This window comes from Acinetobacter sp. YH12138, assembly GCF_015218525.1.
Classification (GTDB): domain Bacteria; phylum Pseudomonadota; class Gammaproteobacteria; order Pseudomonadales; family Moraxellaceae; genus Acinetobacter; species Acinetobacter amyesii.
The window spans coordinates 591315-618003 of the sequence record NZ_CP048670.1 but is presented as its reverse complement, the minus strand read 5'-3'; the positions used below and the strand labels follow the sequence as shown (position 1 = coordinate 618003).

Genomic DNA, 26689 nt, shown 5'->3' with positions numbered 1-26689 from the left:
CTCTCCTTTCAGGAGAGGGTTAGGGAGAGGTTTATAGTTTTGGAAAACTAAGTTTTTCACCTAGTCTATATTTTATTACTGATAACGATAGCGTGCTGATCGCGCATGCGCATCTAAGTTTTCCTGCTGCGCTAATGTATCAGCCGTTTTCGCTAAAGTTTTCACGCCAGCTTCAGAACACATGATTAAACTTGAGCGCTTTTGGAAATCATATACACCAAGCGGTGATGAGAAACGCGCTGTGCCAGAAGTAGGCAACACGTGGTTTGGACCTGCACAGTAATCACCAATCGCTTCTGGTGTATATCGACCCATGAAAATCGCGCCGGCATGGCGGATATCTTCAGCCATTTCCTGCGCTTCGTCTAAACACAGCATCAAATGTTCAGGTGCAACTTGGTTAATCAGTTCAGCACCTTCAGCACGGTCTTCGACTAAAACTAATGCGCCGCGATTTTCAATTGAAGTGCGCGCGATATCTGCTTTAGGCAAAGCTTCTAAATGCTTTTCAATCCATTGTTCTACTTGATTTAAAAGATCCGCATCTGGCGTAATGAACACCGCTTGAGCCACTGTGTCATGTTCCGCCTGCGACAATAAATCCATCGCCAGCCATTCAGCGTTGTTTTGACCTTCTGCATAGACCAAAATTTCGGATGGCCCTGCAATCATATCAATACCGACTTGACCAAATACTGCACGTTTTGCTGCAGCAACAAAACGGTTGCCCGGGCCAGTAATTTTGTCCACAGATGGAATAGTTTCTGTACCATAAGCCAATGCTGCAACCGCTTGCGCGCCGCCAATGGTAAATACACGGTGTACGCCGGCTAAGTAAGCTGCTGCCAAAACCAATGGATTCAAATCACCATTCGGCGCAGGCACCACCATAATAATTTCAGGCACGCCAGCAACATGCGCAGGTACAGCATTCATCAATACAGAAGACGGATAAGAAGCTAAACCGCCTGGTACATAGATACCTACACGGTCCAGCGGTGTGACCTTTTGACCAAGGGTATTTCCTAAAGCATCAACATAGGTCCAGCCGTCTTGCTTTTGTGCTTGGTGAAATTCACGAACACGGTTCGCAGCAAGTTCTAAGGCTTCACGCACTTCTGAACTTAAACCATCAAATGCTGCTTTCAGCTGTTCTTGTGTCAGCTCTAATTCTGAGAATTGATGCGCTGGATGTCGATCGAACTGCTGTGTCAATTTAAGAACATGAGCATCACCATGCTGACGAACATCAGCAATGATTTGGTCAACGGTTTTTAAAAGTTCTGGATCATTCACAGTTTCAAAAGCCAACAAGTCAGCAAAAGCTTGCTTGAAGTTTTGATCTTGAGTCGATAAACGTCGCATCAATTTACCCACAAGGTAATCTATTGGAAAAGATTAGTTTACCTGTTTTACAGCAGCTTGTGGACATCTATCGCATGTGTTCATGTGGAGTTTTATTGAAAATAACTTTCGTTAAAATTGATGAAAATACAGTTTTATCATTATTTTTCAGTTTTCATAAAAAAACCGCCCAAATTTGAGCGGTTTGATCAGCATAGCTAGAAACTTAACAACTTATGCTTTTTTTGCTTGCTCGCGTTCTTCCACGGCTTTTTCTAGCTGTGCAAGAATTGGATTCAACAAAATTTGTTTACGTTTAAAGCTTGCTTTGTTCACGATTAAACGTGAAGACACTTTACAGATTTCTTCCAAAGGCTCTAAACCATTGGCACGTAAAGTGTTCCCTGTATCCACAACATCGACGATGTAATCACCTAAACCAACCAAAGGTGCAAGTTCCATAGAACCATACAGTTTGATCACATCAACTTGCTCGCCTAAGCTTGCATAATATTGACGGGTTAAATTGACGTACTTAGTTGCAATCTTTAAACGACCTTTCGGACGAACCATGCCGACTTTACCAGCCGTCATTAACTTACAGTTGGCAATTTTTAAGTCCAATGGTTCATACACATTTTGTGCACCATGTTCCATCAGCACATCTTTACCTGCCACCCCAATATCTGCAGCACCATTTTCAACATAAGTTGGTACATCAGAAGCACGTAAAATTAAAATACGTACGTGCTTATGGGTCGTTGGAAAAATTAACTTACGAGATTTATCCGGATCTTCCAATAAGTTAATGCCAGCTGTCTCCAACAATGGCAAAGTTTCTTTTAAGATACGTCCCTTACTTAATGCTAAAGTTAAACCATGATCAAAATTGCCCATTACGTCAAAATTGGGATCATCGTTTCTCATATCGCTCATTAACTTACTCGCTTAATTTGGGCACCTAAACCTTGTAACTTCGCTTCAACATCTTCATAACCACGGTCAATATGATAGATACGGTCAATCAACGTTTCCCCATCAGCGGCAAGTGCTGCTAAAACCAATGAGAAAGAAGCTCGTAAATCAGTTGCCATCACCGGTGCAGCAGATAATTTCTCTACACCTGTAACAACAGCATCATTACCTTCAACCTGAATATTGGCACCCATACGTGCTAATTCAGGTACATGCATGAAACGGTTTTCAAAAATCGTTTCTGAAATTGTGGCAAAACCACGACCAATTGCATTCACCGCCATCAGCTGTGCTTGCATATCGGTAGGAAATTCTGGATGTGGTAAAGTCTGGAAACTTACTGCTTTCGGGCGCTTACCCATCATATCCAGTTCAATCCAATCTTCGCCGCGCGTAACTTCCGCGCCCATTTCTTCAAATTTATCCAGTACAGACTCCAACAAGTTTGGATCTGTATGCGTGGTTTTGATTTTACCGCCAGTTATTGCCGCAGCAGCAAGATAAGAACCTGTCTCGATACGATCTGCAACAACGGCATATTCACAGCCATGTAAGCTTTCAACACCTGTAACAACCAAAGTATCTGTGTCTAAACCTTCGATTTTTGCACCCATCTTAATCAACATATTAGCAAGATCGGTAATTTCAGGTTCACGAGCCGCGTTACGAATCGTGGTGACACCGTCTGCAAGAACCGCAGCAGTTAGAATATTTTCAGTACCACCAACTGTGACCATATCAAAGACAACTTCGCCACCTTTTAGACGACCATCCACTTTGGCATGCACATAACCTGCTTCAACTTCGATCTCAGCACCAAGTGCTTCTAAAGCTTTTAAATGTTGATCTACAGGGCGTGAACCAATTGCACATCCACCCGGCAAAGACACTTTTGCACTACCATAGCGCGCCAATAACGGCCCAAGCACCAAAATAGATGCACGCATGGTTTTCACGAGTTCATATGGTGCAAATTGGTTATCTAAGCTAGAAGTATCTGCCTTAACCGTATCACCTTCATAACTGATTTGAACACCTAAACCTGCGATCAATTTCACTAAGGTGTTCACATCTTTTAGATTTGGAACATTGGTTAATGTAATAGGTGTATCCGCAAGGATAGTTGCAGCGAGTAATGGCAATGCAGCATTTTTCGCACCAGAAATACGAACTTCACCTTCGAGCTTAGTACCGCCCTGAATCAGAAATTTATCCATTAATTATTAAGCTCCGAATAAGCTTGCTTTGCGCCATTCTTCTTTGGTCATTGCACGAATTGTTACTGCATGTACTTCACCGCTGGCAATGTAGGAGTTCAAAGGTGCATAAACAGATTGTTGACGAGCAACAGGACGTTTGCCTTCAAATTGATCATCGACGATGCGTAGATCATATTTGCCGCCTTGCCCACTAACTGCAACCTCAGCTTCTGGAAAAGCAGCTTTTAAAATTTCAGTGAGCTGTTCACTATTCATCACAAGACCCCATATAGGACTAACGGTGTAAAACCCGTCATTTTACTATAAATCTAAAAAATAATTCATTAGTCACATACATTATATATATAAAAAAAGAGGTTATAAAAAACCTCTTTTTGTACAATGTACAATCTAAACCGTTAAAGGCATATAAATGAGCTGCATTTTTCGATGTTTATGCAATTGTTTTTTTAATTTTTCAGACAATTTTTTGATCGAGGTATACATATCATCAGCGCAAGCTTGCGCAAAAAGTTCGGTCCCGGGTAATCGTATAATCGCTTCTGCAATATGATTATCACTGCCTTTTTTTGAACGTTTATCAACTTGATGATCTTTAGTCAACTTAACTTGCATACTATTGACCTGATCTAAATGTTTGGTCATTTCCGCAAATTTAAGACGAATATTTTCTTCTATTGCTGGCGTAATTGTTAAATGGTGGCCACGAATTGTAATCTGCATAATTCTATCCCTCACCTTCTTTCAGGACCTGAAAAGTTCAAGCCGAATTATCCAACTCAATATGCGAAGCATACATTTACACGATCAGATCATTTCGGCTATTCCTTATAAAAAAAAGAGATTCATTATTTCGTCATAATGAACCTCTAGAATAGTCAGATTTTCAAATTTAGATCAACACTTTTCGCTCTGAAGATGATGGAATATGTAACGATTCACGATACTTCGCAACCGTACGACGAGCAACATCAATACCTTCTGCATTAAGCAACACTGCAATTGCATTATCAGACAAAGGTTTACGTGTATTTTCTTCTGCAATCAACTTTTTAATTTTTGCACGGATTGCAGTCGAAGACGCTTCCCCACCCGATGACGTTCCAACATGACTTGAGAAGAAGTATTTCAACTCAAATAATCCACGTGGTGTGAGCATATATTTATTTGTAGTTACACGGGAAACTGTGGATTCATGGAGTTCAACTTCTTCCGCAATATCACGCAGTACCAAAGGCTTCATTGCCTCAGGCCCTTGTTCAAAGAATGCTCGTTGATGCTCAACAATACAAGTTGCCACTTTTAATAAAGTTTTATGTCGTTCATCAATGCTTTTAATGAAATTCTTAGCTTCAAGCATTTGATTACGTAAATATTGATTGTCATCGCTTTGATCAGCACGCTTGATCATATTGGCATAAAAAGAATTTACCCGTAGTTTTGGCATTACATCAGGATTTAATTGAACCAACCAATGTTCATTCTTTTTTAAGACCACAACATCTGGAATTTGATAGTCTGAATCTTTATCTTCAAATTCTTGCCCTGGATGTGCCTTTAATGTTTTTAACAAAGAAATGGCTAGTTTAAGCTGTTCCGTATTTAAACCGGTTTGCTTAATCAACTTGGGTAATTCATTACTAATCAGCAATTCATAATTTTTCAATAATAAAATAGCTTCATATCGATATTCGATATGCTCAGGAAGATTTTCAACTTGTACCATTAGACATTCAGCAAGATTGCGTGAGCCTACCCCCACAGGATCTAGACGCTGAATATGCTTTAAAACCACCAAAACTTCGTCATCTTCGACTTCTTCTTCATAATCCATAGAGTCTAAAAGATGCTGAACCGATTGGGTAATTTCATTTAATTCACAATCTAAAAAACCTTTGTTATCTAATGCATCGATAATACAGTGTGCAATTAATTTATCGATCATAGAAAAGTGTAAAAGATTAACTTGCTCAAGCATATGCGCTTGTAAACTTTGATGACCCTGACGATTATCTTCGCGCTCTTCAAACTCAGCGGCACCTAAACTTGTGGGTTGATGGGTATAAACATCATCCCACTCCGTATCTACCGGTAACTCATCAGGTAAATGATCGGCATTTAATTCATTGGTTAAGTCTTTATTGTCCCTTTCTTGCTCTTGTAAGCTATTCAAACTTTCAACGGTATTTTGTTCTTCTACTTTCTCTAATAGAGGATTACTGTCAAGTTGGATTTGAATTTCTTGTTCCAACTCCAAACTTGAAAGCTGTAATAAACGAATGGCTTGTTGTAATTGAGGTGTTAATGATAAGGAATTGGCAACCTTTAACCCCATCGCTAATTTCATTAATAACTCCCCCTATAATTAACCGCACTTTATAAGCAATTTTTATGCCGTTTTATTTTTTATAGCATAATTTTGAACAGAACGCCCGATTTTTTGTCTTTTTTAGACTCATTATTCAGCTAATTTATTCTTTTATTAGGAACAATTCACCTTAGAAATGAATTATTTAATTAGATATATTATTAATTTCATTCTATTTCCCTCTCCATTTTCTTTCCCTTTTTCTTCACGCATAAAAAAACACCCCCTTCGCTTTGAAGGGGGTGTTTAGAATAATGAGCTGGCGATGACTTACTCTCACATGGGTAACCCCACACTACCATCAGCGCTAAGAGGTTTCACTTCTGAGTTCGGGAAGGGATCAGGTGGTTCACTCTTGCTATTGTCGCCAGCACAACTGTTATGGATACTTGCTTAGTCTAATCTCAGAGCAGTGCTCTTCGTGCTAAGTTTTCTACCAAATGAGTTATTAACAGAAGTACTTGAGTTAATTTAAGGTGTTCATTTTATCTAGCTTTTCAACTAAATCAAGTTTGATTGATTATATGTGAATCAATTGATGCTATTTATACAACTGTTTGGGTGTTGTATAGTCAAGCCTCACGAGCAATTAGTATTGGTCAGCTTCATGCGTCACCGCACTTCCACATCCAACCTATCAACGTCGTAGTCTTCAACGGCTCTTTAGTGGACATAAAGTCCAAGGGAAATCTTATCTTGAGGTAGGCTTCCCGCTTAGATGCTTTCAGCGGTTATCCCTTCCGAACATAGCTACCCGGCGATGCGACTGGCGTCACAACCGGTACACCAGAGGTTCGTCCACTCTGGTCCTCTCGTACTAGGAGCAGATCCTCTCAAATTTCCAGCGCCCACGGTAGATAGGGACCGAACTGTCTCACGACGTTCTAAACCCAGCTCGCGTACCTCTTTAAATGGCGAACAGCCATACCCTTGGGACCTGCTTCAGCCCCAGGATGAGATGAGCCGACATCGAGGTGCCAAACACCGCCGTCGATATGAACTCTTGGGCGGTATCAGCCTGTTATCCCCAGAGTACCTTTTATCCGTTGAGCGATGGCCCTTCCATACAGAACCACCGGATCACTAAGACCTACTTTCGTACCTGCTCGACTTGTGGGTCTCGCAGTTAAGCGCGCTTTTGCCTTTATACTCTACGCGTGATTTCCGACCACGCTGAGCGCACCTTCGTACTCCTCCGTTACTCTTTAGGAGGAGACCGCCCCAGTCAAACTACCCACCAGACATGGTCCTCGTCCCGGATAACGGGACAGAGTTAGAACCTCAATATTACCAGGGTGGTATTTCAAGATTGGCTCCACCGAAACTAGCGTCTCGGTTTCAAAGCCTCCCACCTATCCTACACAAGTAAGATCAAAGTTCAATGTCAAGCTGCAGTAAAGGTTCACGGGGTCTTTCCGTCTAGCCGCGGGTACACCGCATCTTCACGGCGATTTCGATTTCACTGAGCCTCTGCTGGAGACAGCGCCCCCATCATTATGCCATTCGTGCAGGTCGGAACTTACCCGACAAGGAATTTCGCTACCTTAGGACCGTTATAGTTACGGCCGCCGTTTACTGGGGCTTCGATCAAGAGCTTCGCTTACGCTAACCCCATCAATTAACCTTCCAGCACCGGGCAGGCATCACACCCTATACGTCCACTTTCGTGTTTGCAGAGTGCTATGTTTTTAATAAACAGTTGCAGGGGCCTGGTTTCTGTGGCTGCTCTCAGCTCAGGAAGCAAGTTCCATCACCAAAAGCAGCGTACCTTCTCCCGAAGTTACGGTACCATTTTGCCTAGTTCCTTCAGCAGAGTTCTCTCAAGCGCTTTGGTCTACTCGACCTGACCACCTGTGTCGGTTTCGGGTACGATTCCAGTGTAACTGAAGCTTAGAGACTTTTCCTGGAAGTATGGTATCAGCCACTTCACTGTACAAGTACAGCTTGCTGTCAGATCTCAGCATAGAGTACCCCGGATTTGCCTAAGATACATGCCTACTTCCTTTCACCTGGACAACCAACGCCAGGCTGACTTAACCTTCTCCGTCCTCTCATCGCATTACACTGAAGTATTGGAATATTAACCAATTTCCCATCGACTACGCCTCTCGGCCTCGCCTTAGGGGTCGACTCACCCAGCCCCGATTAACGTTGGACTGGAACCCTTGGTCTTTCAGCGAACGGGTTTTTCACCCGTTTTGTCGTTACTCACGTCAGCATTCGCACTTCTGATACCTCCAGCAGACTTCTCAATCCACCTTCATCGGCTTACAGAACGCTCCCCTACCACTTACACTAATGTGTAAATCCGCAGCTTCGGCATATAGTTTTAGCCCCGTTACATCTTCCGCGCAGGCCGACTCGACTAGTGAGCTATTACGCTTTCTTTAAAGGGTGGCTGCTTCTAAGCCAACCTCCTAGCTGTCTATGCCTTCCCACATCGTTTCCCACTTAACTATAATTTTGGGGCCTTAGCTGGCGGTCTGGATTGTTTTCCTCTTGACTACGGACGTTAGCACCCGCAGTCTGTCTCCCGGATAGTACTCATTGGTATTCGGAGTTTGCATCGGTTTGGTAAGTCGGGATGACCCCCTAGCCGAAACAGTGCTCTACCCCCAATGGTATTCGTCCGAGGCGCTACCTAAATAGCTTTCGGGGAGAACCAGCTATCACCGAGTTTGATTAGCCTTTCACCCCTATCCACAAGTCATCCCCTGGCTTTTCAACGACAGTGGGTTCGGTCCTCCAGTTAGTGTTACCCAACCTTCAACCTGCTCATGGATAGATCACCCGGTTTCGGGTCTACACCCAGCAACTAAACGCCCTATTAAGACTCGATTTCTCTACGGCTCCCCTAATCGGTTAACCTTGCTACTGAATGTAAGTCGCTGACCCATTATACAAAAGGTACGCAGTCACCAAACAAGTTGGCTCCCACTGCTTGTATGCATGCGGTTTCAGGATCTATTTCACTCCCCTCACAGGGGTTCTTTTCGCCTTTCCCTCACGGTACTGGTTCACTATCGGTCAGTCAGGAGTATTTAGCCTTGGAGGATGGTCCCCCCATATTCAGACAAGGTTTCACGTGCCTCGCCCTACTCGACATCATTATCTAAGCCCTTTCGTGTACAGGACTATCACCTACTATGGTCGCACTTCCCAGAGCGTTCCACTAAAGCTTAGATAACTTAATGGGCTTTTCCCCGTTCGCTCGCCGCTACTGAGGGAATCTCAATTGATTTCTTTTCCTAAGGGTACTGAGATGTTTCACTTCCCCTCGTTCGCCTCATAAACCTATGTATTCAGTTTATGATACCCGCCTTATAGCGGGTGGGTTTCCCCATTCAGAAATCTCCGGATCACAGGATATTTGCCGCCTCCCCGGAGCTTATCGCAGGCTATTACGTCTTTCATCGCCTCTGACTGCCAAGGCATCCACCACATGCACTTAATTACTTGACTATACAACCCCAAACAGTCGTTACACCTACAAGTCAGTGTAGCAACAAGATCCACCAGTAAACTGGCTTCTCTCACAGTTCGTTGTTCCGTGCACTTAAGCACTGTACAGCTTCAATTAGATTCATATACCAAAACGCTTGATTCAGTTAATTTCGCTAGTAACTCATTTCATTCAACTTTCACAATTGCTTGTTAGGTTAAATCAAACGAGTATGAACAAATTATTTCAACTCAAATATATTCTGTTAATGATTTTTTCCAGCCTTCGTCAGGTCAGGAAACTGTGATAAATCACAGAGCTTAATAACAATGGAGCGAATCATACGCCACTTTGTTGCTAAGCTCTATAACCTAAACACTTGATCGCTTAAGGACTAAGCTAACAATCGTTTGATTGTTTATTTTAGCTTCGTTCTTTATACATTCCGAAGGAATGTATGGTGGAGACTAGGAGAGTCGAACTCCTGACCTCCTGCGTGCAAAGCAGGCGCTCTACCAACTAAGCTAAGTCCCCAGCTTATCAATAAGTCAATGTTCTGATTTTCCGTACTTTGTCAGTAGTGGTGGGTCTGACAAGACTTGAACTTGTGACCCCACGCTTATCAAGCGTGTGCTCTAACCAACTGAGCTACAGACCCTCAGATACATCGTCATGAAGAACAACTTGTTGTGGATTCTTACCAATCGTCAATCTTTCGTTAAGGAGGTGATCCAGCCGCAGGTTCCCCTACGGCTACCTTGTTACGACTTCACCCCAGTCATCGGCCACACCGTGGTAAGCGTCCTCCTTACGGTTAGACTACCTACTTCTGGTGCAACAAACTCCCATGGTGTGACGGGCGGTGTGTACAAGGCCCGGGAACGTATTCACCGCGGCATTCTGATCCGCGATTACTAGCGATTCCGACTTCATGGAGTCGAGTTGCAGACTCCAATCCGGACTACGATCGGCTTTTTGAGATTAGCATCTCCTCGCGGAGTAGCAACCCTTTGTACCGACCATTGTAGCACGTGTGTAGCCCTGGTCGTAAGGGCCATGATGACTTGACGTCGTCCCCGCCTTCCTCCAGTTTGTCACTGGCAGTATCCTTAAAGTTCCCGGCTTAACCCGATGGCAAATAAGGAAAAGGGTTGCGCTCGTTGCGGGACTTAACCCAACATCTCACGACACGAGCTGACGACAGCCATGCAGCACCTGTATGTAAGTTCCCGAAGGCACCAATCCATCTCTGGAAAGTTCTTACTATGTCAAGACCAGGTAAGGTTCTTCGCGTTGCATCGAATTAAACCACATGCTCCACCGCTTGTGCGGGCCCCCGTCAATTCATTTGAGTTTTAGTCTTGCGACCGTACTCCCCAGGCGGTCTACTTATCGCGTTAGCTGCGCCACTAAAGCCTCAAAGGCCCCAACGGCTAGTAGACATCGTTTACGGCATGGACTACCAGGGTATCTAATCCTGTTTGCTCCCCATGCTTTCGTGCCTCAGCGTCAGTATTAGGCCAGATGGCTGCCTTCGCCATCGGTATTCCTCCAGATCTCTACGCATTTCACCGCTACACCTGGAATTCTACCATCCTCTCCCATACTCTAGCTTCCCAGTATCGAATGCAATTCCCAAGTTAAGCTCGGGGATTTCACATCCGACTTAAAAAGCCGCCTACGCACGCTTTACGCCCAGTAAATCCGATTAACGCTCGCACCCTCTGTATTACCGCGGCTGCTGGCACAGAGTTAGCCGGTGCTTATTCTGCGAGTAACGTCCACTATCTCTAGGTATTAACCAAAGTAGCCTCCTCCTCGCTTAAAGTGCTTTACAACCAAAAGGCCTTCTTCACACACGCGGCATGGCTGGATCAGGGTTCCCCCCATTGTCCAATATTCCCCACTGCTGCCTCCCGTAGGAGTCTGGGCCGTGTCTCAGTCCCAGTGTGGCGGATCATCCTCTCAGACCCGCTACAGATCGTCGCCTTGGTAGGCCTTTACCCCACCAACTAGCTAATCCGACTTAGGCTCATCTATTAGCGCAAGGTCCGAAGATCCCCTGCTTTCTCCCGTAGGACGTATGCGGTATTAGCATCCCTTTCGAAATGTTGTCCCCCACTAATAGGCAGATTCCTAAGCATTACTCACCCGTCCGCCGCTAGAAATCGGTAGCAAGCTACCTATTCCCGCTCGACTTGCATGTGTTAAGCCTGCCGCCAGCGTTCAATCTGAGCCATGATCAAACTCTTCAGTTTAAAATCAATAGTACATATAGTGTACCAATCTTGGCTCATCAATTACTGACAAAAATTTGCTCAAATAAACTTCGAGTAATTTCTACCATTAATCAATGAAAATAATTTCGATCAATCAATCAGTAAAAATCCACACAAGTTGTTCTTCATAATCTCTTAATGATCTTCTTGTTGGTTCGTCACCATCAAGCTAGGTCGGCTATATTACTCTTTATTTCTAAAGAGTCAACTAGTAATTCAAATTATTTTTAAACTTAAAAAACAAAACCCAACTTAATCAATTCAACCAAGTCATTGTTTTATCAGAAGTTTTAATCTTCATCACCGCCGATGGATGTGCATTCTACAGCATTTCTGATCCAACGCAACACCTTTTTTTAAATAATTATTTTGAGCGCACATTTTTCACTCAAATTACATTTTTTCATTCATATTTTGATCAAATTTGGTTTAATAGTAATAAATCAGGATTATTTGAACGTTTTTACTTATTATACGGCAAACATTTTGCCGCGCTAAAAGCGTCAGGACTATATATGCGCCAAACTTCTTTTTTATATGCAGGATTATTGTCACTTGTCGTAACAACACCTGTATTTGCAAATGACGAGGCTTCAGCACCTGTTGCTCAAGACTCAGAAGCTGCCAATAAATCAAAAACGCAACAACTTGCGCATGCTGCGATGGTCAAGTCATCTGAAGTTGCAAAAAAATTATCTGTAAATGCAAATGCAGCACAATCAGAAGAAGATAAAGACCCTTTCCAACCGATCAACCGGAAAGTTTACGCATTTAATGATTATTTAGATGTCCATATTGCCCGCCCTGCTGCTGTGCAATATGTAGCAAAAACTCCTAAGGATATTCGTGAATCTTATCGTTTATTCCGTAAAAATTTGGGCGAACCTTGGAATGCATTTAACCAACTCATTCAAGGACGACCGACACGTGCCGCAAAAAGTCTGGGGCGTTTTACTGTTAATACACTGACAACTTTAGGCTTTGCTGACCCTGCAAGCCGTCTAGGTCTAGAAACAGAAGATGAAAACTTTGGCGCGACTTTAGGTTATTACGGTATTCCTTCTGGTCCTTATATTGTTCTACCAGTGCTTGGTCCAAGCACATTGCGCCAAACGGTGGGGCTTGCTGTAGATAGTCAAGGACGTCCACAGAAATATATGCTTGATGGTCATGATATGGCGTATTGGTCTGAGCAAACTTTACGTGGAATCGATACTCGCGCTCAATTACTGGATATTGAAGGTGTATTACAAGGCGATAAATATGCTCAAATTCGCGACATCTATTTACAACGCCTGAATTATTCAATTTCTGAGAAAAAAGGTATCGCTGAAGAAAACCTATTTATTGATGAAGAAGATGACGATATTGATGAATCTGAAGATAATTCAGTAGACGTTTCATCTGATGATTCTACCGATTTCATTGATGATAGCATTTCAGATGATACCGACACGGTAACAACTGAATAAATAAAATTTTTCAATTGGCTGGTGTGGTTTTTCCCTCCAGCCATCATTAGCTTGCTATAGTACACTTATTGTCTATCGAAGGATTCATCTAATTCTTTATGTATTTCATTCAACCTACTCGTGATATTCCATATTTAGATCAGGTACTTGATGCGCTTCCTAGCGTACAAATGATTAACATTGAAGATCTAGACTTGTATGATCCAACGATCATTGCAATTGCTGATGTTGCCGACTTTTTAAATCACCAATGGACACTTCCTACCATTGTGCTCGCTTTTGAGCATGAGGGCGCTGCATTGGCTCAAGCGTGGCAACAAGGTGCTTTAGCAGGATGGGTGTGGGACCATATTCCAACCAACCTTCAGGTGGCACTCACTAAAATTGATGCGCAATACAAACGCAATCAAGACAGCCGTGATCTCCCTTCTGCTGCAGATTTGCAAAAACGTTTACTGCCCAACCCGATTGAACTCCACAACTATAAAATTGAAACATTCTTCCAGCCTTCAGCCTATTTATCCGGTGATTGGTACGATTACTGGAAAATCAGCGATAAAGAAATCATGTTTTATCTTGCAGATGTATCTGGTCATGGGGTGACGAGTAGTTTACTGACCTCTTGGATGGCTGCTTTCCACGGTCGTTCAAAAACCCCGAGAGAACTCATCAAAAAGCTCAATGGCATGTTGGTTCAAGAAAATATTGAAAAGCACATTACCATGATTGCGGGAATACTTAATCTCGATACGCATGTCTTGAAATGGTCTAGTGCAGGCCATTATCCGCCGGCCATTTTATTTGAACCCGGTCTTCCCGCACGAATTTTAAATACCAGTAGCTTTCCACTTGGCTTAACTGAAGACCTAGAAGTTGAAGAGTTTGAATTTACCTTAAATCGTTATTCACGCTTTGTAATTTGCTCGGATGGCGCACTTGAACCTTTTGACGGTGGATTGAATGAACAGCTAGGTCAATTGGTCTATCACTTGCAAAATCAATCATTTCAAGCACCAGACCATGTTGCTGATGATATTGCCATCCTAAGTTTACGTCGAATCAATTAATCACGAAATCAACTACTTAAACCGAATAAGACTTTCTGATCATACTCGGCTACTTGAGTAAGCTGTGCCCCTATGGGATAATTTACTATCCTTCTCTGCAAATGGCATTTATATGTCAACAGGTCATGTTGAATATGCAAGCTTGAACGGAACGCATATTTTTAAGCTTATTGGCGAAGTGCGTGCCCAATCTTGTATTAGTCTAGACAAGTTATTAAACAAAATTGAACAGCAACAAAATGTCGTCGGTGCAATCGTTGATTTAACCCAAACGACATTTATCGATAGTACTGTTCTTGGCATTTTGGCGAAACTGGGTTTGAAGCTCAAACAAGTTCACCATATCCAAGCGGTAATGTTGTCTACAAACTCTGATATCACAACGCTTGCCAATAGCATGGGTTTAGGTCAAGTGTTTGTTATTTTGAATTATTGTGGTGATCCAAGTGTATGCACTCGCGCACTTATGGAAGAACACATTACCCATAGCAATATGCTGAATACGGTTTTAGATGCACACAAAACGCTGATGAAACTAAATGATAGCAACCAAAATATGTTTGAGCCTTTGGTCAAACAACTGCAAAAAGAGCAGGACAATCTAGAGCAACCCAAGCAGCAAAATGTCTAATTTAGGTTAATCACAGCAGAGACACTCTTCGCATGACTTTACTTTCCGTTGCACAAATGAATTCTCAAAATGACATTGAAGATAACTTCAAAGTGATCGAGTCATTGATGCAACAAAGTCAGGCTCAAGGTGCGAGTCTCATTGTATTTCCTGAAAATTTTGTCTGCTTTGCCGCTGGTAAACAACGCGAAACCGCGGCGCAATTTGAAAGTATTCAGCAGCGACTAGAACAACTCGCACATCGTTATCAACTTTGGATTGTTGCGGGCACACTCCCATGCCCTTATCGTCCAGATGGTTCAATCATTCAAGATGGCCGTGTCCGTACTGTCAGCCTGTGTATCAGCCCTGAACGTACCGAAGCACGTTATGACAAAATTCATTTATTTGATGTGCAAGTTGGTGACGCTGTCGGTGGCTATCAAGAATCAAAATTTTTTGAACCTGGTACTGAAACCGTAGTTGCAACAACACCTTTTGGCAATATTGGCCTGATGGTGTGCTACGACTTGCGCTTTCCTGAACTGGCTTTGAAACTTCGTAGCCAAGGTGCAAACATTTTAACGGCGCCTGCAGCTTTTACTTATACCACGGGTGAAATGCACTGGCAGTTGTTACTGCAAGCTCGTGCCATGGATAGTCAATGTGCTGTACTGGGTGCAGCACAACAAGGCTGGCATGGTGAAAAGCGTCAAACTTGGGGTCATGCTGGAGCAAGCAACAGCCGTGGTCAAATTTTAGCAATCACCGCGGAAGAAGGCGCTCAACTACTCACAGTTCCTTTTGACTTAGACGAGCAGCAACAGATTCGCGCATCAATGCCACTGATGCAGCACCGTGTTTTGGTTCAATATTGATTTTCACTCTGTATAAAATTACAAAAAAACTGAATATTATTTAAACAAAATCCCCCACGATATGATTTTGAACCATCATCTGAGGGATTAGAAAAATGACTTTAGAAAAAGCAGTTTATACAGCCCATGCAAAAGCCACTGGTGGTCGTGATGGTCGTGCAACGACATCCGATGGTCATTTAGATGTTCAATTGGCTGTGCCTAAAATTATGGGGGGTACAGGTAATGGTACGAATCCTGAACAACTCTTCGCCGCTGGTTATTCAGCCTGTTTTTTAGGTGCAATGAAATTTGTGTCTAACCGAGATAAAATTTCGATTACCCCTACTGCCTACGTCGAGGGTGATGTTGGTATCGGCCCTATTCCAACAGGATTTGGTATCGAAGTGACACTTAATATTCATCTTGAAGGTATGGATGCAAGCGAGGCGCAGAAATTGGTCGATGCCGCGCACATTGTGTGCCCCTATTCAAATGCGACCCGAAACAATATTAATGTTACTTTAAATGTTTTGACTTAAATCCATTTGTACCTATCTATACAAAGCACTGTTTTAATTCCTTATAAAATAGTGCTTTGAGTTTTTTGACCTCTACACATCTACAGCTGAGCTCAAAATAAAATCTTATCCATTTCCAATACATTTAAATATTCATATTCAGCTACCAAAACCTTGCTAAAATATATAACGATTCTTATTTACATTATTTGTTGATCTATGATGCTTAAACCTCTCCTTATCAGTACATTGCTAATCAGCGCATCCACACTGAGTTTTGCCGAATTAACCCTGTCTGAAAAAGTCCGTCCTCAGATTAAATCCTTGGTCAATCCAGATATTCAACGTCTTGCGCTACCACCAACACCAAACAACATGTCTTTACCTGCCTATGGTCAAAGCATCATTGGTTGGGGTACAGGCCCAGAAGGTGCTGCAGCACGCTTAGCCAATATCAACAAAGCCGACGTTGAAAAGCTTAAAACTCAAGATGTCACTTTAGAGATGGTTCAAACTTGGCAAAAGTTTTATGAAAATGAAACGCAGCGCAATGCAGGTAACCCAACCGCGCCTATTCGTGCTGAATTGATGAAGAAAATTGTCAGTTTGTGGTAAGTGAAAGACTGTACAGCCCATATTTTTGGGCTGTTTTTAGTTCAAATTAGAAATAAAAAATCATGAGACATTCGATAGAAAGATTAATGAATAAAATTAAAAAATTGTTTAATATTCAAACTATAATTAACTATACATCCATAAAAAAATTAAAATCATTTTCAGGACTTTACAATGAAAACATACTCTTCGATGCTTTTTCTAAGCTTGGCCTTAGCCGCATGTAGCCAAACACCTGCGCCTGATTTTTCAGGGGAATGGAAACAAACACCTGACACGGAGAGCCTACGCAAACTTTCCATTAGCAAACAAGGCGATGACTATCAAATTAAAGACGAATTTTGGCTCGATAAAAATAATACTGAGCGCACTTCTAGTGCTTCATCCGGTATGGCCGAAGTGAATAATGATGTTTTGAAATATAAAGAGAGCAATAGCATTGAAATGAAACTCAGTGATGCAACTCACCTCACTCTGACAGATAAAGCATACGATGCTGTTATTCATTTTGAAAAGATTAACTAAAGCAAAGCCTCGAGTCCTTGCACAGGCTTCGGGGCTTTTTTTATAATTCACACCGACTATTCAGCCGCTTCATTCGTCACTCTGAGCACTTCTTCAATGGTGGTTTTACCTGCCAAAACTTTACGCAATCCATCATCACGAATTGAACCCGCATTTGCACGTACATGATTTTCTAACTCAAACTCAGCAGCATTACCATGGATGAGGCGACGTGTTTGCTCATCAATCGGGACGATTTCATAAATTGCGGTACGCCCTGTAAATCCAGTATGCGAGCATTGTTCGCAGCCTTTAGGTTGTGGCAATTTTAATTCGGCCGATGCATCGAGATGCTTAAATAAGTCTTTTTCAAAATCATCTGCATCATGCCAAGTCGCACAGTGACGGCACAAGGTTCGAACCAAACGCTGCGCCACCACACCGATCAATGAGCTTGACAGTAGAAAGGGTTCAATCCCCATGTCTTTAAGACGGGTCACTGCACCGATTGCTGTATTGGTATGCAGCGTTGAAAGTACCAAATGGCCTGTTAATGACGCTTGTACTGCAATTTCAGCAGTTTCTAAATCACGAATCTCCCCGACCATCACCACATCTGGGTCTTGTCGAAGCATGGCTTTTAATGCACGAGCAAAGGTCATATCCACTTTGGTATTGACCTGCGTCTGCCCGATCCCTTCAAGTTGATACTCAATTGGATCTTCCGCAGTCAATATATTTTTTGAACCATCATTTAGATCAGACAATGCCGCATATAAGGTTGTGGTTTTACCCGAACCCGTTGGTCCCGTAACCAAAATAATACCATGCGGACGATGTACCAGTTGTTTCAATCGATCATAGTCATGCTGCATCAAGCCCAAATGGGTCATGTTTAAACGCCCAGCTTGTTTATCGAGTAAACGCATCACTACACGCTCACCATACGAAGAAGGTAAGGTTGATACACGAACATCGACTTCACGGCCCGCCAAACGCAGTGAAATACGACCATCTTGTGGAATTCGCTTTTCTGCAATATCGAGTTTGGCCATGACTTTGATCCGTGACACCAACAATGGCGCAAGTTCTCGACGTGGCTGTACAATTTCCCGTAACTGACCATCGACACGTAAGCGGACAGACAGCTTTTTTTCAAAAGATTCGATATGAATATCTGAAGCACCGACACGGATCGCTTCCGACAATAAGGCATTGATTAAGCGTACAATCGGCGCATCATCCTCCTGATCCATCAAATCTTCAGCTTCTGGTACAGAGTCCGCAAGGCTAAGTAAATCAGGATGATCTTCCAGACCCGCTGCCACTTGTTGAGACTCACCGGTGTCTCCGGCAAAGCTTGCACTGAGTAATTGATTAAACTCTTGCTCACTACATAATTGATATTGTGCAGGATGCCCTAAAAAGCGACGTGCTTCTTGTAAAGCCAACAGTGGCGTGCTTTCACGACGCACAATAAAAGCTTGATCACCCTCATATCGAAGCAATACGCCATGACGTTTGGCAAAACTATATGGTATTTGTAATTGTTTAAGTACTTGCATCACGCATTATAATGATGAAAAAAGTTGTTTTGAGTGTACTCTAAGCATCTGACAGCGTGAAGTCTGTTTTTAGGATTTATCAGGACAAGGGATATACGCATTGCCATTAGAAAATGATTTGACTGAAAAGGAATCCCCAAAACGTAAATGGTGGGGGGAATATCAATTTGAACTGAATCACCCGCGCAGTTGGCAGTTTGGGTCTTTATTGTTTCGTGTGACGCGCGGTATGCAAGAGTGGCGTATGGAATATCATCGCCCGACCTTTCAGTTTGACTATGAGCAGCAATGGCATCCGATACAAGACCCCGAATTTGGTTTTCCACAACCCATTAAAATGGAACGTTATATGTTCCGCCAGACGCATGACAAAATTCAAATCATGCCACGTTTGGCAGATCGGTCTGTGGTGATTAAACCGGTCGATCCGATTTATATTCCAGCCGGACAGCGCGGAACGCTATATATCAGCACACCGCTTTGGATTGCTGGTTTTGTCGAAGGTCTTAGAGAACCTTTGTTTGATATACCTGTGATTCTACCAAAAGATACCTGGTTTGGTCCGAACCATCGAATGGGTGAAATTTGCTATGCCACAGCAGTTGATGGTCGTACAGAACTCAAACAACTCAAACCTCGCGCTTTTCGTGCAGTAACCCCTATTGAGTTTCATAACGTGAGTAATCAACAGATTCGCTTTGACCGTATGAATGTCCCTGTACCGGCTTTGCCATTATTTTATAGTGAAAGTACAGGACGTTTATGGACTTCACAAATTCGAGTCGTGCATGAGGGTCATGACAAACCGCCGCGGGTTAAAATTGAAAACCGTACACCGCCACAAGCAGGTGACGTGATTTATCTGCATCCGCCACGCGAGTCAGCCAATGTGCTGTTCAATATGTTTGATTCATTTTTCTAAGGGCAAGCCATGGCAGATTTAAATATTTCGACAGAAATCACCAGCAGCCTAAAAGGAATGGTCGCCAATCTCAATACCGATCGGCTGACAGAATTATTGGTGGCTGTTTTACTGGCAGTCATCGGCTTTCTGATTGCACGTTTTATCTCAAACGCCTTTATCCGCACTGTAGGTATGCGTTTCAATGCCCATCAGCAGTTGGTTTGGCGTCGCGGGATTTTCTATTTCATCTTTTTAATCTTTGTGATGGCCAGTTTAAAAGAAGCCGGCTTTAAACTCAGCGTGTTCTTGGGTGCAGCGGGTATTTTAACGGTCGCACTGGGTTTTGCATCGCAAACGTCCGCATCCAACCTGATCAGCGGGATGTTCTTGATCGGTGAAGGTTCTTTTGAAGTTGGTGATACCATTCAATTGACACTGATTCGTGGGCATACTATTGAAGGTGAAGTGATCTCGATTGATTTACTGTCGGTCAAATTACTTACGCAGGACAATGTCTATGTCCGTTTGCCGAATGAACAACTGATTCGGGCACCTGTACATAACTTGTCTAAGTTTCCAATACGGCGCATTCCAATTACTCTTGCGATTAACTTTCATGAAGACATCATCAAAGTTCGCGAAGTTCTATTAGATGCCGTCAGTAAATATCCACTGGTCTTGGCCGACCCTAAACCTGCCGTGACCGTCACTGCCTTTCGTGAATCTTCCATTGAGCTGCTTTTTGCTATTTGGTGTCAAAGAGAGAATTTCCTGAAAGTCCGTGATGAAATGCAGGAACGAATTCGAAATGCTTTTGTCGAAAATAAAATTGAAATTCCTGTACCGAAAATGGGTTTTGTTGACCACCCGCTTTCTACGCAAGCAAGCGATGCCGACGTCGATCAATATGCCAATGCACAAGAGATTCAACGAGAGCCTCAACTCAAATAATAGTTTATAGACTTGATATGAAAAGCCCTGCATATCTTCAAATGTGCAGGGCTTTTTTATCATCCACTTTTTATAGCCGTCGAATCGACCTATGCGGGTTCGTGATCTCGTACCTTTAAGAACTTCATCATGGTTCAATCTTGTCATTCGGCATGGGCGCAATATAAGCAATTAAAAGCATGGCAAAACCTGCGGCCATAAAGGAAATCACTCGCATGAGAGTGCCGACATGAGATAAATCCAGCAAGACCAATTTCAAAGTGACCAAGACCAAAATACTGCCACCGAGTAGCCAAACTGAACGTAATTGGCGCTGAGTAGCAAAGCGCATACTCACCAAAGCCAATAACACCCACAGCACGGTAAAACTTAGTTGAACGGTCGCATCGCTCCAAATGTCTAAACTGTTATAAGGTGTATCCAGATACATATGTAAGGCACGAAGCACAACATAACTACTTAACCAAAGTAGCCCTAGAACACTCAACACGGCAGCCAAGCTACGATCTAAACCGGCTTTTAACTGTTGATTCAACATCCATAAAAAAGCCGCTAACAACAGCAAACTCACAGCATCAAAAGGATTCAGTATCGGCAAGATATATCCCACAAAGGCCTGCTGACTATATAATTGCGAACTAATGATCCAACTTAGAGCCAAAAACAAGCTGCTACGTGCTTGCCAAAACATTTTCCAGGCCGGTTGCTGCGCTTGCCAATAACACCATGCACAAAATATCAGCGGCAAAATTACCACACTGATATACGGCATACTGGGTATCAGCGTCAGACTGGTCCACGCCAAGCTACTCAAAATTCCGAGACTGACCCATTCTTTTTCTTCACGCACACCGAGTAATGGTCGTAGCCAAAGCAGCGTCAAGCTCAGCCCAGCGAATGCAAAATAAATCTGCTCCATCGTTGAATGCCAAATTAACTGACCGTTCTCACTCACTGAAATGACTTGGTACAGCCCCATCACATAAACAGGCACTAGACCCGTCCACTTAATGATGGACCAACTCCACGAAGCTTTTCGCTTTAACAAGCCTTCATTTACCAACAGATAGGCCACACTGACGATCAATAGACTCAAGGCCAATTGATAGCTAGTCTGCAACCAATCTAAGAGCAACATGATGAACATGGTGGTTGCTGAGAGCATTTGCACACATTGAAAGGCAATACTCGAACTTGAAAGCTGTTTATGAAATGCAGGAACAGCATGCGTCATAATAATGGCTGCCAAATAGCTTAAACACACGCCCCAATACATCTGTGCAGGGAAATGTGGCAGTTGAACCAAATAGTACAGACTTGAACACCCCGCCATCACCAAGAGCGCCATGCCTAAATAACGGCTGATATTGGACTGCTTGTATAAGGCATATATAAATATCAACGCACCTTCAACTGCCCAACCGACCACACTCCACTGCTCTTTCAATACTATCGGTGGAATCAATGCCAAGAATATTAAGGTCAAACTCAAATAACTTTGTGCAATCAGTGGGATCACAGCACTACGTTTACTGATGCTATACAGTGCGGCAAAAAGCGCTGCGAATAACAGGCTATACCCCGCCTGCCATACCATTTCCTCAAAATACATCAAATACAATGCCAGATAAGCAAGCACTGGTGCAGCAAATATCAGTGCAATATCCAAGGCAGGTTTGAGTTGAAAATGCGCAAGATCCTGTTTCGCCAATAACTGGCTAAAACGAAAACCGAGCCAGATAAAAATCGCAGCGTGGGCTAAAACCAGCACGCTCATCATCTGACGTTCGGTGGTGTATCCGTGGTAAAAAGCATATCCACCCCCCATAATCACCGTCATCAAAAATGCGATTTGATTCAGATATTTCCACGGTCTTAAAGTACTCATGACTGCAACAGCAATATTAATCACAAGATAATAGGCAATAAATTCCGTTGCAGTTGCATCACGAACAGGCAAGGTAAATGGAGCAAGATAGGCGATCAGCATTGCCATAATTGCCAGTTCTACCGACTGTTGTTTCAGACTGAGCCAAATCGTCAATGCCATAAGTGCAGCATATAATAGACAAGCTATGCCAAAGCCCGGAATGACGGCATTATAATAGGCAAAAAATAAAGTCAACAACAGCGCTGCAAGACCTAGACCTTCTAGAGCCAAGGCAAAACTGCGATTTTTGGTTTGCAGCCAAAAACCCAGTCCGACAACACATGCACTGCTCAAACTCACGATCAGCAGTTTCATGACCAAGCTTAGTTGCCAATGCTCTGTGGCAAATCTAAGTAAAAGCACCACGCCAATCACCAAGACCAGTACCGCCACTTTTAACACGGGATTGCCTTGGAAAAGCCATTGCTGAATTTGACTAGATAGATTTGGCGCAGACTTGGATGGTTTATCAGTAGACGATGAATTGACTAATGCCTGATGTATAACTGTACCAATTGCTGTCGCGGGATGTACAGATGGTGTATTGTCAGAATCAAAATTTTCAGGACGGTCTATTGTCGACGCTGACATTGAAGTAGCCACATGACCCGATTGCGACTGAAGCGCACGTCCTTGCAATAGATGCAGCTGACGTTCTAATCGTTTCAGCCAACGCAGAAAAAAATAGACCCACAGGCTAATCCCGATCGCAACCAAATAACCCAATTCTGTTAACAGTCCAACGACCGTTAATAACGATGCAATATATAACGGAACCTTTGATGCCACTTGAAATGATTGTTTTGATGAGCTCAGTGCATCAGCGCCGTGCTGTAAATCATCGACATAATTCATCACACTGAGCATAAAACCAATGCCGGTGATATAACTCAGGATACGGAGGTCTAAGTACCATGCCCCGATCCCAACCATAATCAGCGTCATCAACCAAATCATCTTGATTTCATTATTCTGTTTCAGCATACCTGCTTCGTTATTTTCTTGAATGTTTTGATGATACATGAGCCTGACGGATGGATTAAAACTATTCATCAGTGATTCGGTAAGTTACATATACAATCTAGACTCTGCGTGCGGGCAAAAAATCACGTACAATAAAACCGTTTTTAGGATTAGGAAATTATCAATGCCACCATTTGTCTTGGTCGATGGCTCATACTTTTTATTTCGTGCCTACCATGCACTGCCACCATTAACCACTTCAACCGGTTTGCATACCAATGCAATCCGAGGTGCCATTTCTGCCATCCAAAAATTAATGCGTCGTATCCAACCGACGCATATGGCTGTTATTTTCGATACACCTGAACCAACCTTCCGTCATGAATTGTCCCCGATTTATAAAGGTGACCGTCCAAGCATGCCTGAAGAATTATCACAACAAATTCCATATCTTCATGCATTAATTCGTGCTCTAGGGATTCCGCTGCATATGTTGCCGGGTGCTGAAGCCGATGACATTATCGGAACTTTAGCCAAACGCGCTGAAGCAGCCGGTCATCAAGTTTTAATCTCCACCGGTGACAAGGACATGGCACAGCTCGTTACTGAGCGTGTCACTTTAGAAGACAGCTTCAAAGACAAACCTATGGACGTTCAAGGTGTTTTTGAAAAATTTGGGGTGTGGCCGAATCAAATCATTGACTACCTCACGCTGATGGGCGATGCCTCTGATGGTATCCGTGGTGTACCCGGTGTTGGCGCAAAAACGGCAGCGAAACTTTTAACCGAGTACGGCTCGATTGGCGGCATTTTAGAAAATGTCGACAGTATTAAAGGTAAAGTCGGTCAAAACATTAAAGACAATGTCGAAGGGATTGCTCTTGATCACCAACTGGCGAGTATTGTTTGTGACCTCGACATGGGCCTTAAATACGAAGATCTGAAACTTGCCGATCCAAATATTCCAGCACTGCGTGATTTATATACTGAACTAGAATTCCGCAACCAACTGCAGTCATTAGATCATCCGAACAACCCAAATGGTGCAACTTACAAACAAGCAGCCAAAGCCATCAACACCACGGCGACTGTTGCCAATGCACCTGAAGTTGAAGATCAAGCGGACAAAACCAGTGTTGATGATTTACTCGGTGAAGCTCGTTATCACACGGTATTGACTCAAGAAGATTGGGATGTGTTATTTAAACGTCTAAGTACTGAAAAGCGTTTTGCCTTTGATACTGAAACCACTAGCCTCGATTACCGCGTGGCACAGATTGTGGGTTTCTCAGTAGCTTTAGATGCACAGGATGCCTATTACGTGCCGCTTGCGCATGATTATGAAGGTGCGCCGCAACAACTTGATCGCGACACGATCCTGAATCAACTCAAACCTTTACTTGAAAATAATGACGTACAAAAAATTGGTCATCATCTCAAATATGATGCACATGTCTTAGAAAATCATGGCATTCATTTGGCAGGTTGGTATTTCGATACCATGTTGGCCTCTTATGTCCTTAACTCTGTGGCTACACGTCATGGGATGGATGACGTCGCACGTTTGTATTTAAGTCATCTCACAACGACGTTCGAACAAGTGGCGGGCAAAGGTGCAAAACAAAAAACCTTTAACCAAATTGAGCTTGAAACGGCAGCCCATTATGCCGCAGAAGATGCCCATGTGACCTATCGTCTATATGAAGTACTCGATAAGAAGTTACAAGCTCACCCGGAGCTGATCAATATTTTGCACAATATTGAAATGCCTGTTGCTCGTGTTCTAACCTCTATGGAAGAAAACGGCATTGAATTGGATATGAACTTCCTCGACCAACTCGGTGTGGAATTTGCCAATACCATTCAAAATTTAGAAACAGAAATTACCGATCTTGCGGGTCAAAGCTTCAATGTCAGCTCACCAAAACAAGTTGGTGAGATTCTGTTTGATAAATTAGGTTTAAAAGGCGGTAAGAAAACTTCTACAGGTCAGTACAGTACCAGTGAAAGTGTGTTAGAAAAAATCGACCATCCGATTACTGATTTAATTTTGGAATATCGTGGTCTCTCTAAACTGAAAAGCACCTATACCGACGGTTTGTTAAAGCAAGTGAATAATGACACACATCGTGTGCATACCAGTTACCACCAAGCGTTAACGGCTACAGGTCGTTTGTCATCCACAGATCCAAACTTGCAAAACATTCCTGTCCGTGAAGATATTGGACGTCAAATCCGTAAAGCCTTTATTGCACCTGAAGGTCGCATTTTATTGGCAGCCGATTATTCGCAAATCGAATTACGTTTAATGGCGCATTTCTCGCAAGATCATGCATTGGTCGATGCCTTCAATCATGGGCAAGATGTACATAAACGTACTGCGGCAGAAGTTTTGGGTATTCCACTCGACGAAGTGACCAGCAACCAACGTCGTCAAGCAAAAGCGGTGAACTTCGGTCTGCTCTATGGCATGTCTGAATTTGGTTTGACTCGTCAGCTGGGTTTCACTCGTGAAGAGTCGCGTAACTATATTGGTAAATACTTCCAACGCTACCCTGGTGTTTTGGAATATATGGAACGTACTCGCCAAGTCGCACGTGAACAAGGTTTTGTGGAAACCATTTTAGGTCGTCGTCTGTATACACCGGACATTATGGCGAGCAACAAAATGGTGAAACAAGGCGCTGAACGTGCAGCGATTAATGCGCCGCTACAAGGTTCTGCGGCAGATATTATTAAATTGGCTATGATTGCAGTCGATAAAATCTTACCGAAAGATCAAGCCAAAATGTTACTGCAAGTACACGATGAATTAGTGTTTGAAGTCGATGCTGCAATTGCCGATGAACTCTCTGCCCAACTGACTGAAGTGATGCAATCTGTGTTGAAAATTTCCGTTCCACTGATTGTGGAAGTGGGTCAAGGCAATAACTGGGACGAAGCACACTAATTCATTCACGTTCATTCACGCCTTTCTCCTTCTAGGAGGAAAGTTGGGATGGAGGTGAGATGTTTCTAATTAGTAAAAATATCTTGTTTTACACCTCATTTTAAAGCCACAAAAAAGGACGCCTCGGCGTCCTTTTTAATTTAACTCGTCTT

General features: G+C 43.0%; 18 protein-coding genes, 2 tRNA genes and 3 rRNA genes. 10 read left to right on the top strand and 13 right to left on the bottom strand.

Annotation, left to right across the window (positions count from 1 at the left end; translation table 11 throughout):
* Positions 1-75: 75 nt before the first annotated feature.
* The 11 genes from hisD to G0029_RS02860 form a co-directional block, all read right to left on the bottom strand.
* Positions 76-1377, bottom strand: coding sequence for a histidinol dehydrogenase (hisD, locus tag G0029_RS02910; RefSeq protein WP_180109749.1), 1302 nt, complete (start codon positions 1375-1377; stop codon positions 76-78).
* 201 nt (positions 1378-1578) lie between these two features.
* Positions 1579-2280: an ATP phosphoribosyltransferase gene (gene hisG / locus G0029_RS02905; protein WP_180103104.1), complete on the bottom strand. Its 702-nt coding sequence runs from the start codon at positions 2278-2280 to the stop codon at positions 1579-1581.
* Positions 2280-3536 (bottom strand): UDP-N-acetylglucosamine 1-carboxyvinyltransferase, encoded by a 1257-nt coding sequence (gene murA / locus G0029_RS02900; RefSeq protein WP_078191193.1) that lies wholly within the window; start codon positions 3534-3536, stop codon positions 2280-2282. The genes hisG and murA overlap by 1 nt, the downstream gene beginning before the upstream one ends.
* A gap of 6 nt (positions 3537-3542) precedes the next feature.
* Positions 3543-3794: a BolA family iron metabolism protein IbaG gene (gene ibaG, locus G0029_RS02895; protein WP_180034593.1), complete on the bottom strand. Its 252-nt coding sequence runs from the start codon at positions 3792-3794 to the stop codon at positions 3543-3545.
* A 135-nt stretch (positions 3795-3929) separates the two neighbouring features.
* Positions 3930-4262: a ribosome hibernation-promoting factor, HPF/YfiA family gene (gene hpf, locus G0029_RS02890; protein ID WP_078191195.1), complete on the bottom strand. Its 333-nt coding sequence runs from the start codon at positions 4260-4262 to the stop codon at positions 3930-3932.
* Positions 4263-4431: 169 nt separating this feature from the next.
* Positions 4432-5886 (bottom strand): RNA polymerase factor sigma-54, encoded by a 1455-nt coding sequence (locus G0029_RS02885; RefSeq protein WP_180107232.1) that lies wholly within the window; start codon positions 5884-5886, stop codon positions 4432-4434.
* Between the two features lie 278 nt (positions 5887-6164).
* Positions 6165-6279 (bottom strand): 5S ribosomal RNA (rrf, locus tag G0029_RS02880).
* Positions 6280-6475: 196 nt separating this feature from the next.
* Positions 6476-9369, bottom strand: a 23S ribosomal RNA gene (locus tag G0029_RS02875).
* 438 nt (positions 9370-9807) lie between these two features.
* Positions 9808-9883 (bottom strand) — tRNA-Ala (locus G0029_RS02870).
* A 47-nt stretch (positions 9884-9930) separates the two neighbouring features.
* A tRNA-Ile gene (locus G0029_RS02865) sits at positions 9931-10007 on the bottom strand.
* A 61-nt stretch (positions 10008-10068) separates the two neighbouring features.
* Positions 10069-11607 (bottom strand): 16S ribosomal RNA (locus G0029_RS02860).
* Together the 16S, 23S and 5S rRNA genes with 2 tRNA genes alongside form the textbook arrangement of a ribosomal RNA operon.
* Before the next feature lie 536 nt (positions 11608-12143).
* On the opposite strand from G0029_RS02860, the gene G0029_RS02855 reads away from it, so the two are divergent.
* The 7 genes from G0029_RS02855 to G0029_RS02825 all read left to right on the top strand — a co-directional run bounded on the left by G0029_RS02855 (position 12144) and on the right by G0029_RS02825 (position 17295).
* Positions 12144-13100, top strand: coding sequence for a VacJ family lipoprotein (locus tag G0029_RS02855; protein ID WP_180106389.1), 957 nt, complete (start codon positions 12144-12146; stop codon positions 13098-13100).
* A 98-nt stretch (positions 13101-13198) separates the two neighbouring features.
* Positions 13199-14167, top strand: coding sequence for an RsbU family protein phosphatase GigA (gigA, locus tag G0029_RS02850; RefSeq protein WP_078192616.1), 969 nt, complete (start codon positions 13199-13201; stop codon positions 14165-14167).
* Between the two features lie 112 nt (positions 14168-14279).
* Positions 14280-14798, top strand: coding sequence for an anti-anti-sigma factor GigB (gene gigB, locus G0029_RS02845; protein WP_078189558.1), 519 nt, complete (start codon positions 14280-14282; stop codon positions 14796-14798).
* Between the two features lie 32 nt (positions 14799-14830).
* The gene (locus G0029_RS02840) at positions 14831-15655 is read left to right on the top strand and encodes a carbon-nitrogen hydrolase family protein (RefSeq protein WP_180011795.1); all 825 of its coding nucleotides are present in this window, start codon (positions 14831-14833) and stop codon (positions 15653-15655) included.
* Positions 15656-15750: 95 nt separating this feature from the next.
* Positions 15751-16176, top strand: a complete 426-nt coding sequence (locus G0029_RS02835) for an organic hydroperoxide resistance protein (RefSeq protein ID WP_078192618.1) — start codon at positions 15751-15753, stop codon at positions 16174-16176.
* A gap of 201 nt (positions 16177-16377) precedes the next feature.
* Positions 16378-16770, top strand: coding sequence for a DUF4951 domain-containing protein (locus G0029_RS02830; protein ID WP_180106429.1), 393 nt, complete (start codon positions 16378-16380; stop codon positions 16768-16770).
* A gap of 174 nt (positions 16771-16944) precedes the next feature.
* Positions 16945-17295: a hypothetical protein gene (locus G0029_RS02825; RefSeq protein WP_180106387.1), complete on the top strand. Its 351-nt coding sequence runs from the start codon at positions 16945-16947 to the stop codon at positions 17293-17295.
* A gap of 56 nt (positions 17296-17351) precedes the next feature.
* Here the strand turns inward: G0029_RS02825 and gspE are convergent, their stop codons facing one another.
* The gene (gene gspE, locus G0029_RS02820) at positions 17352-18839 is read right to left on the bottom strand and encodes a type II secretion system ATPase GspE (RefSeq protein ID WP_078192621.1); all 1488 of its coding nucleotides are present in this window, start codon (positions 18837-18839) and stop codon (positions 17352-17354) included.
* A 100-nt stretch (positions 18840-18939) separates the two neighbouring features.
* Between gspE and G0029_RS02815 the strand changes: the two genes are divergently transcribed.
* Positions 18940-19761 (top strand): hypothetical protein, encoded by an 822-nt coding sequence (locus tag G0029_RS02815; protein WP_078192622.1) that lies wholly within the window; start codon positions 18940-18942, stop codon positions 19759-19761.
* A 9-nt stretch (positions 19762-19770) separates the two neighbouring features.
* Positions 19771-20694, top strand: coding sequence for a mechanosensitive ion channel family protein (locus G0029_RS02810; protein ID WP_180106385.1), 924 nt, complete (start codon positions 19771-19773; stop codon positions 20692-20694).
* Positions 20695-20821: 127 nt separating this feature from the next.
* Here G0029_RS02810 and G0029_RS02805 read toward each other — a convergent pair whose 3' ends face one another.
* The gene (locus G0029_RS02805; RefSeq protein WP_180106427.1) at positions 20822-23608 is read right to left on the bottom strand and encodes a DUF2339 domain-containing protein; all 2787 of its coding nucleotides are present in this window, start codon (positions 23606-23608) and stop codon (positions 20822-20824) included.
* Positions 23609-23771: 163 nt separating this feature from the next.
* Here G0029_RS02805 and polA point away from each other — a divergent pair, with 163 nt between their 5' ends.
* Positions 23772-26537 carry a DNA polymerase I gene (gene polA, locus G0029_RS02800; RefSeq protein ID WP_180106383.1) on the top strand — a complete coding sequence of 922 codons (2766 nt, stop codon included), beginning with the start codon at positions 23772-23774 and terminating at the stop codon, positions 26535-26537.
* Positions 26538-26689: the final 152 nt, after the last annotated feature.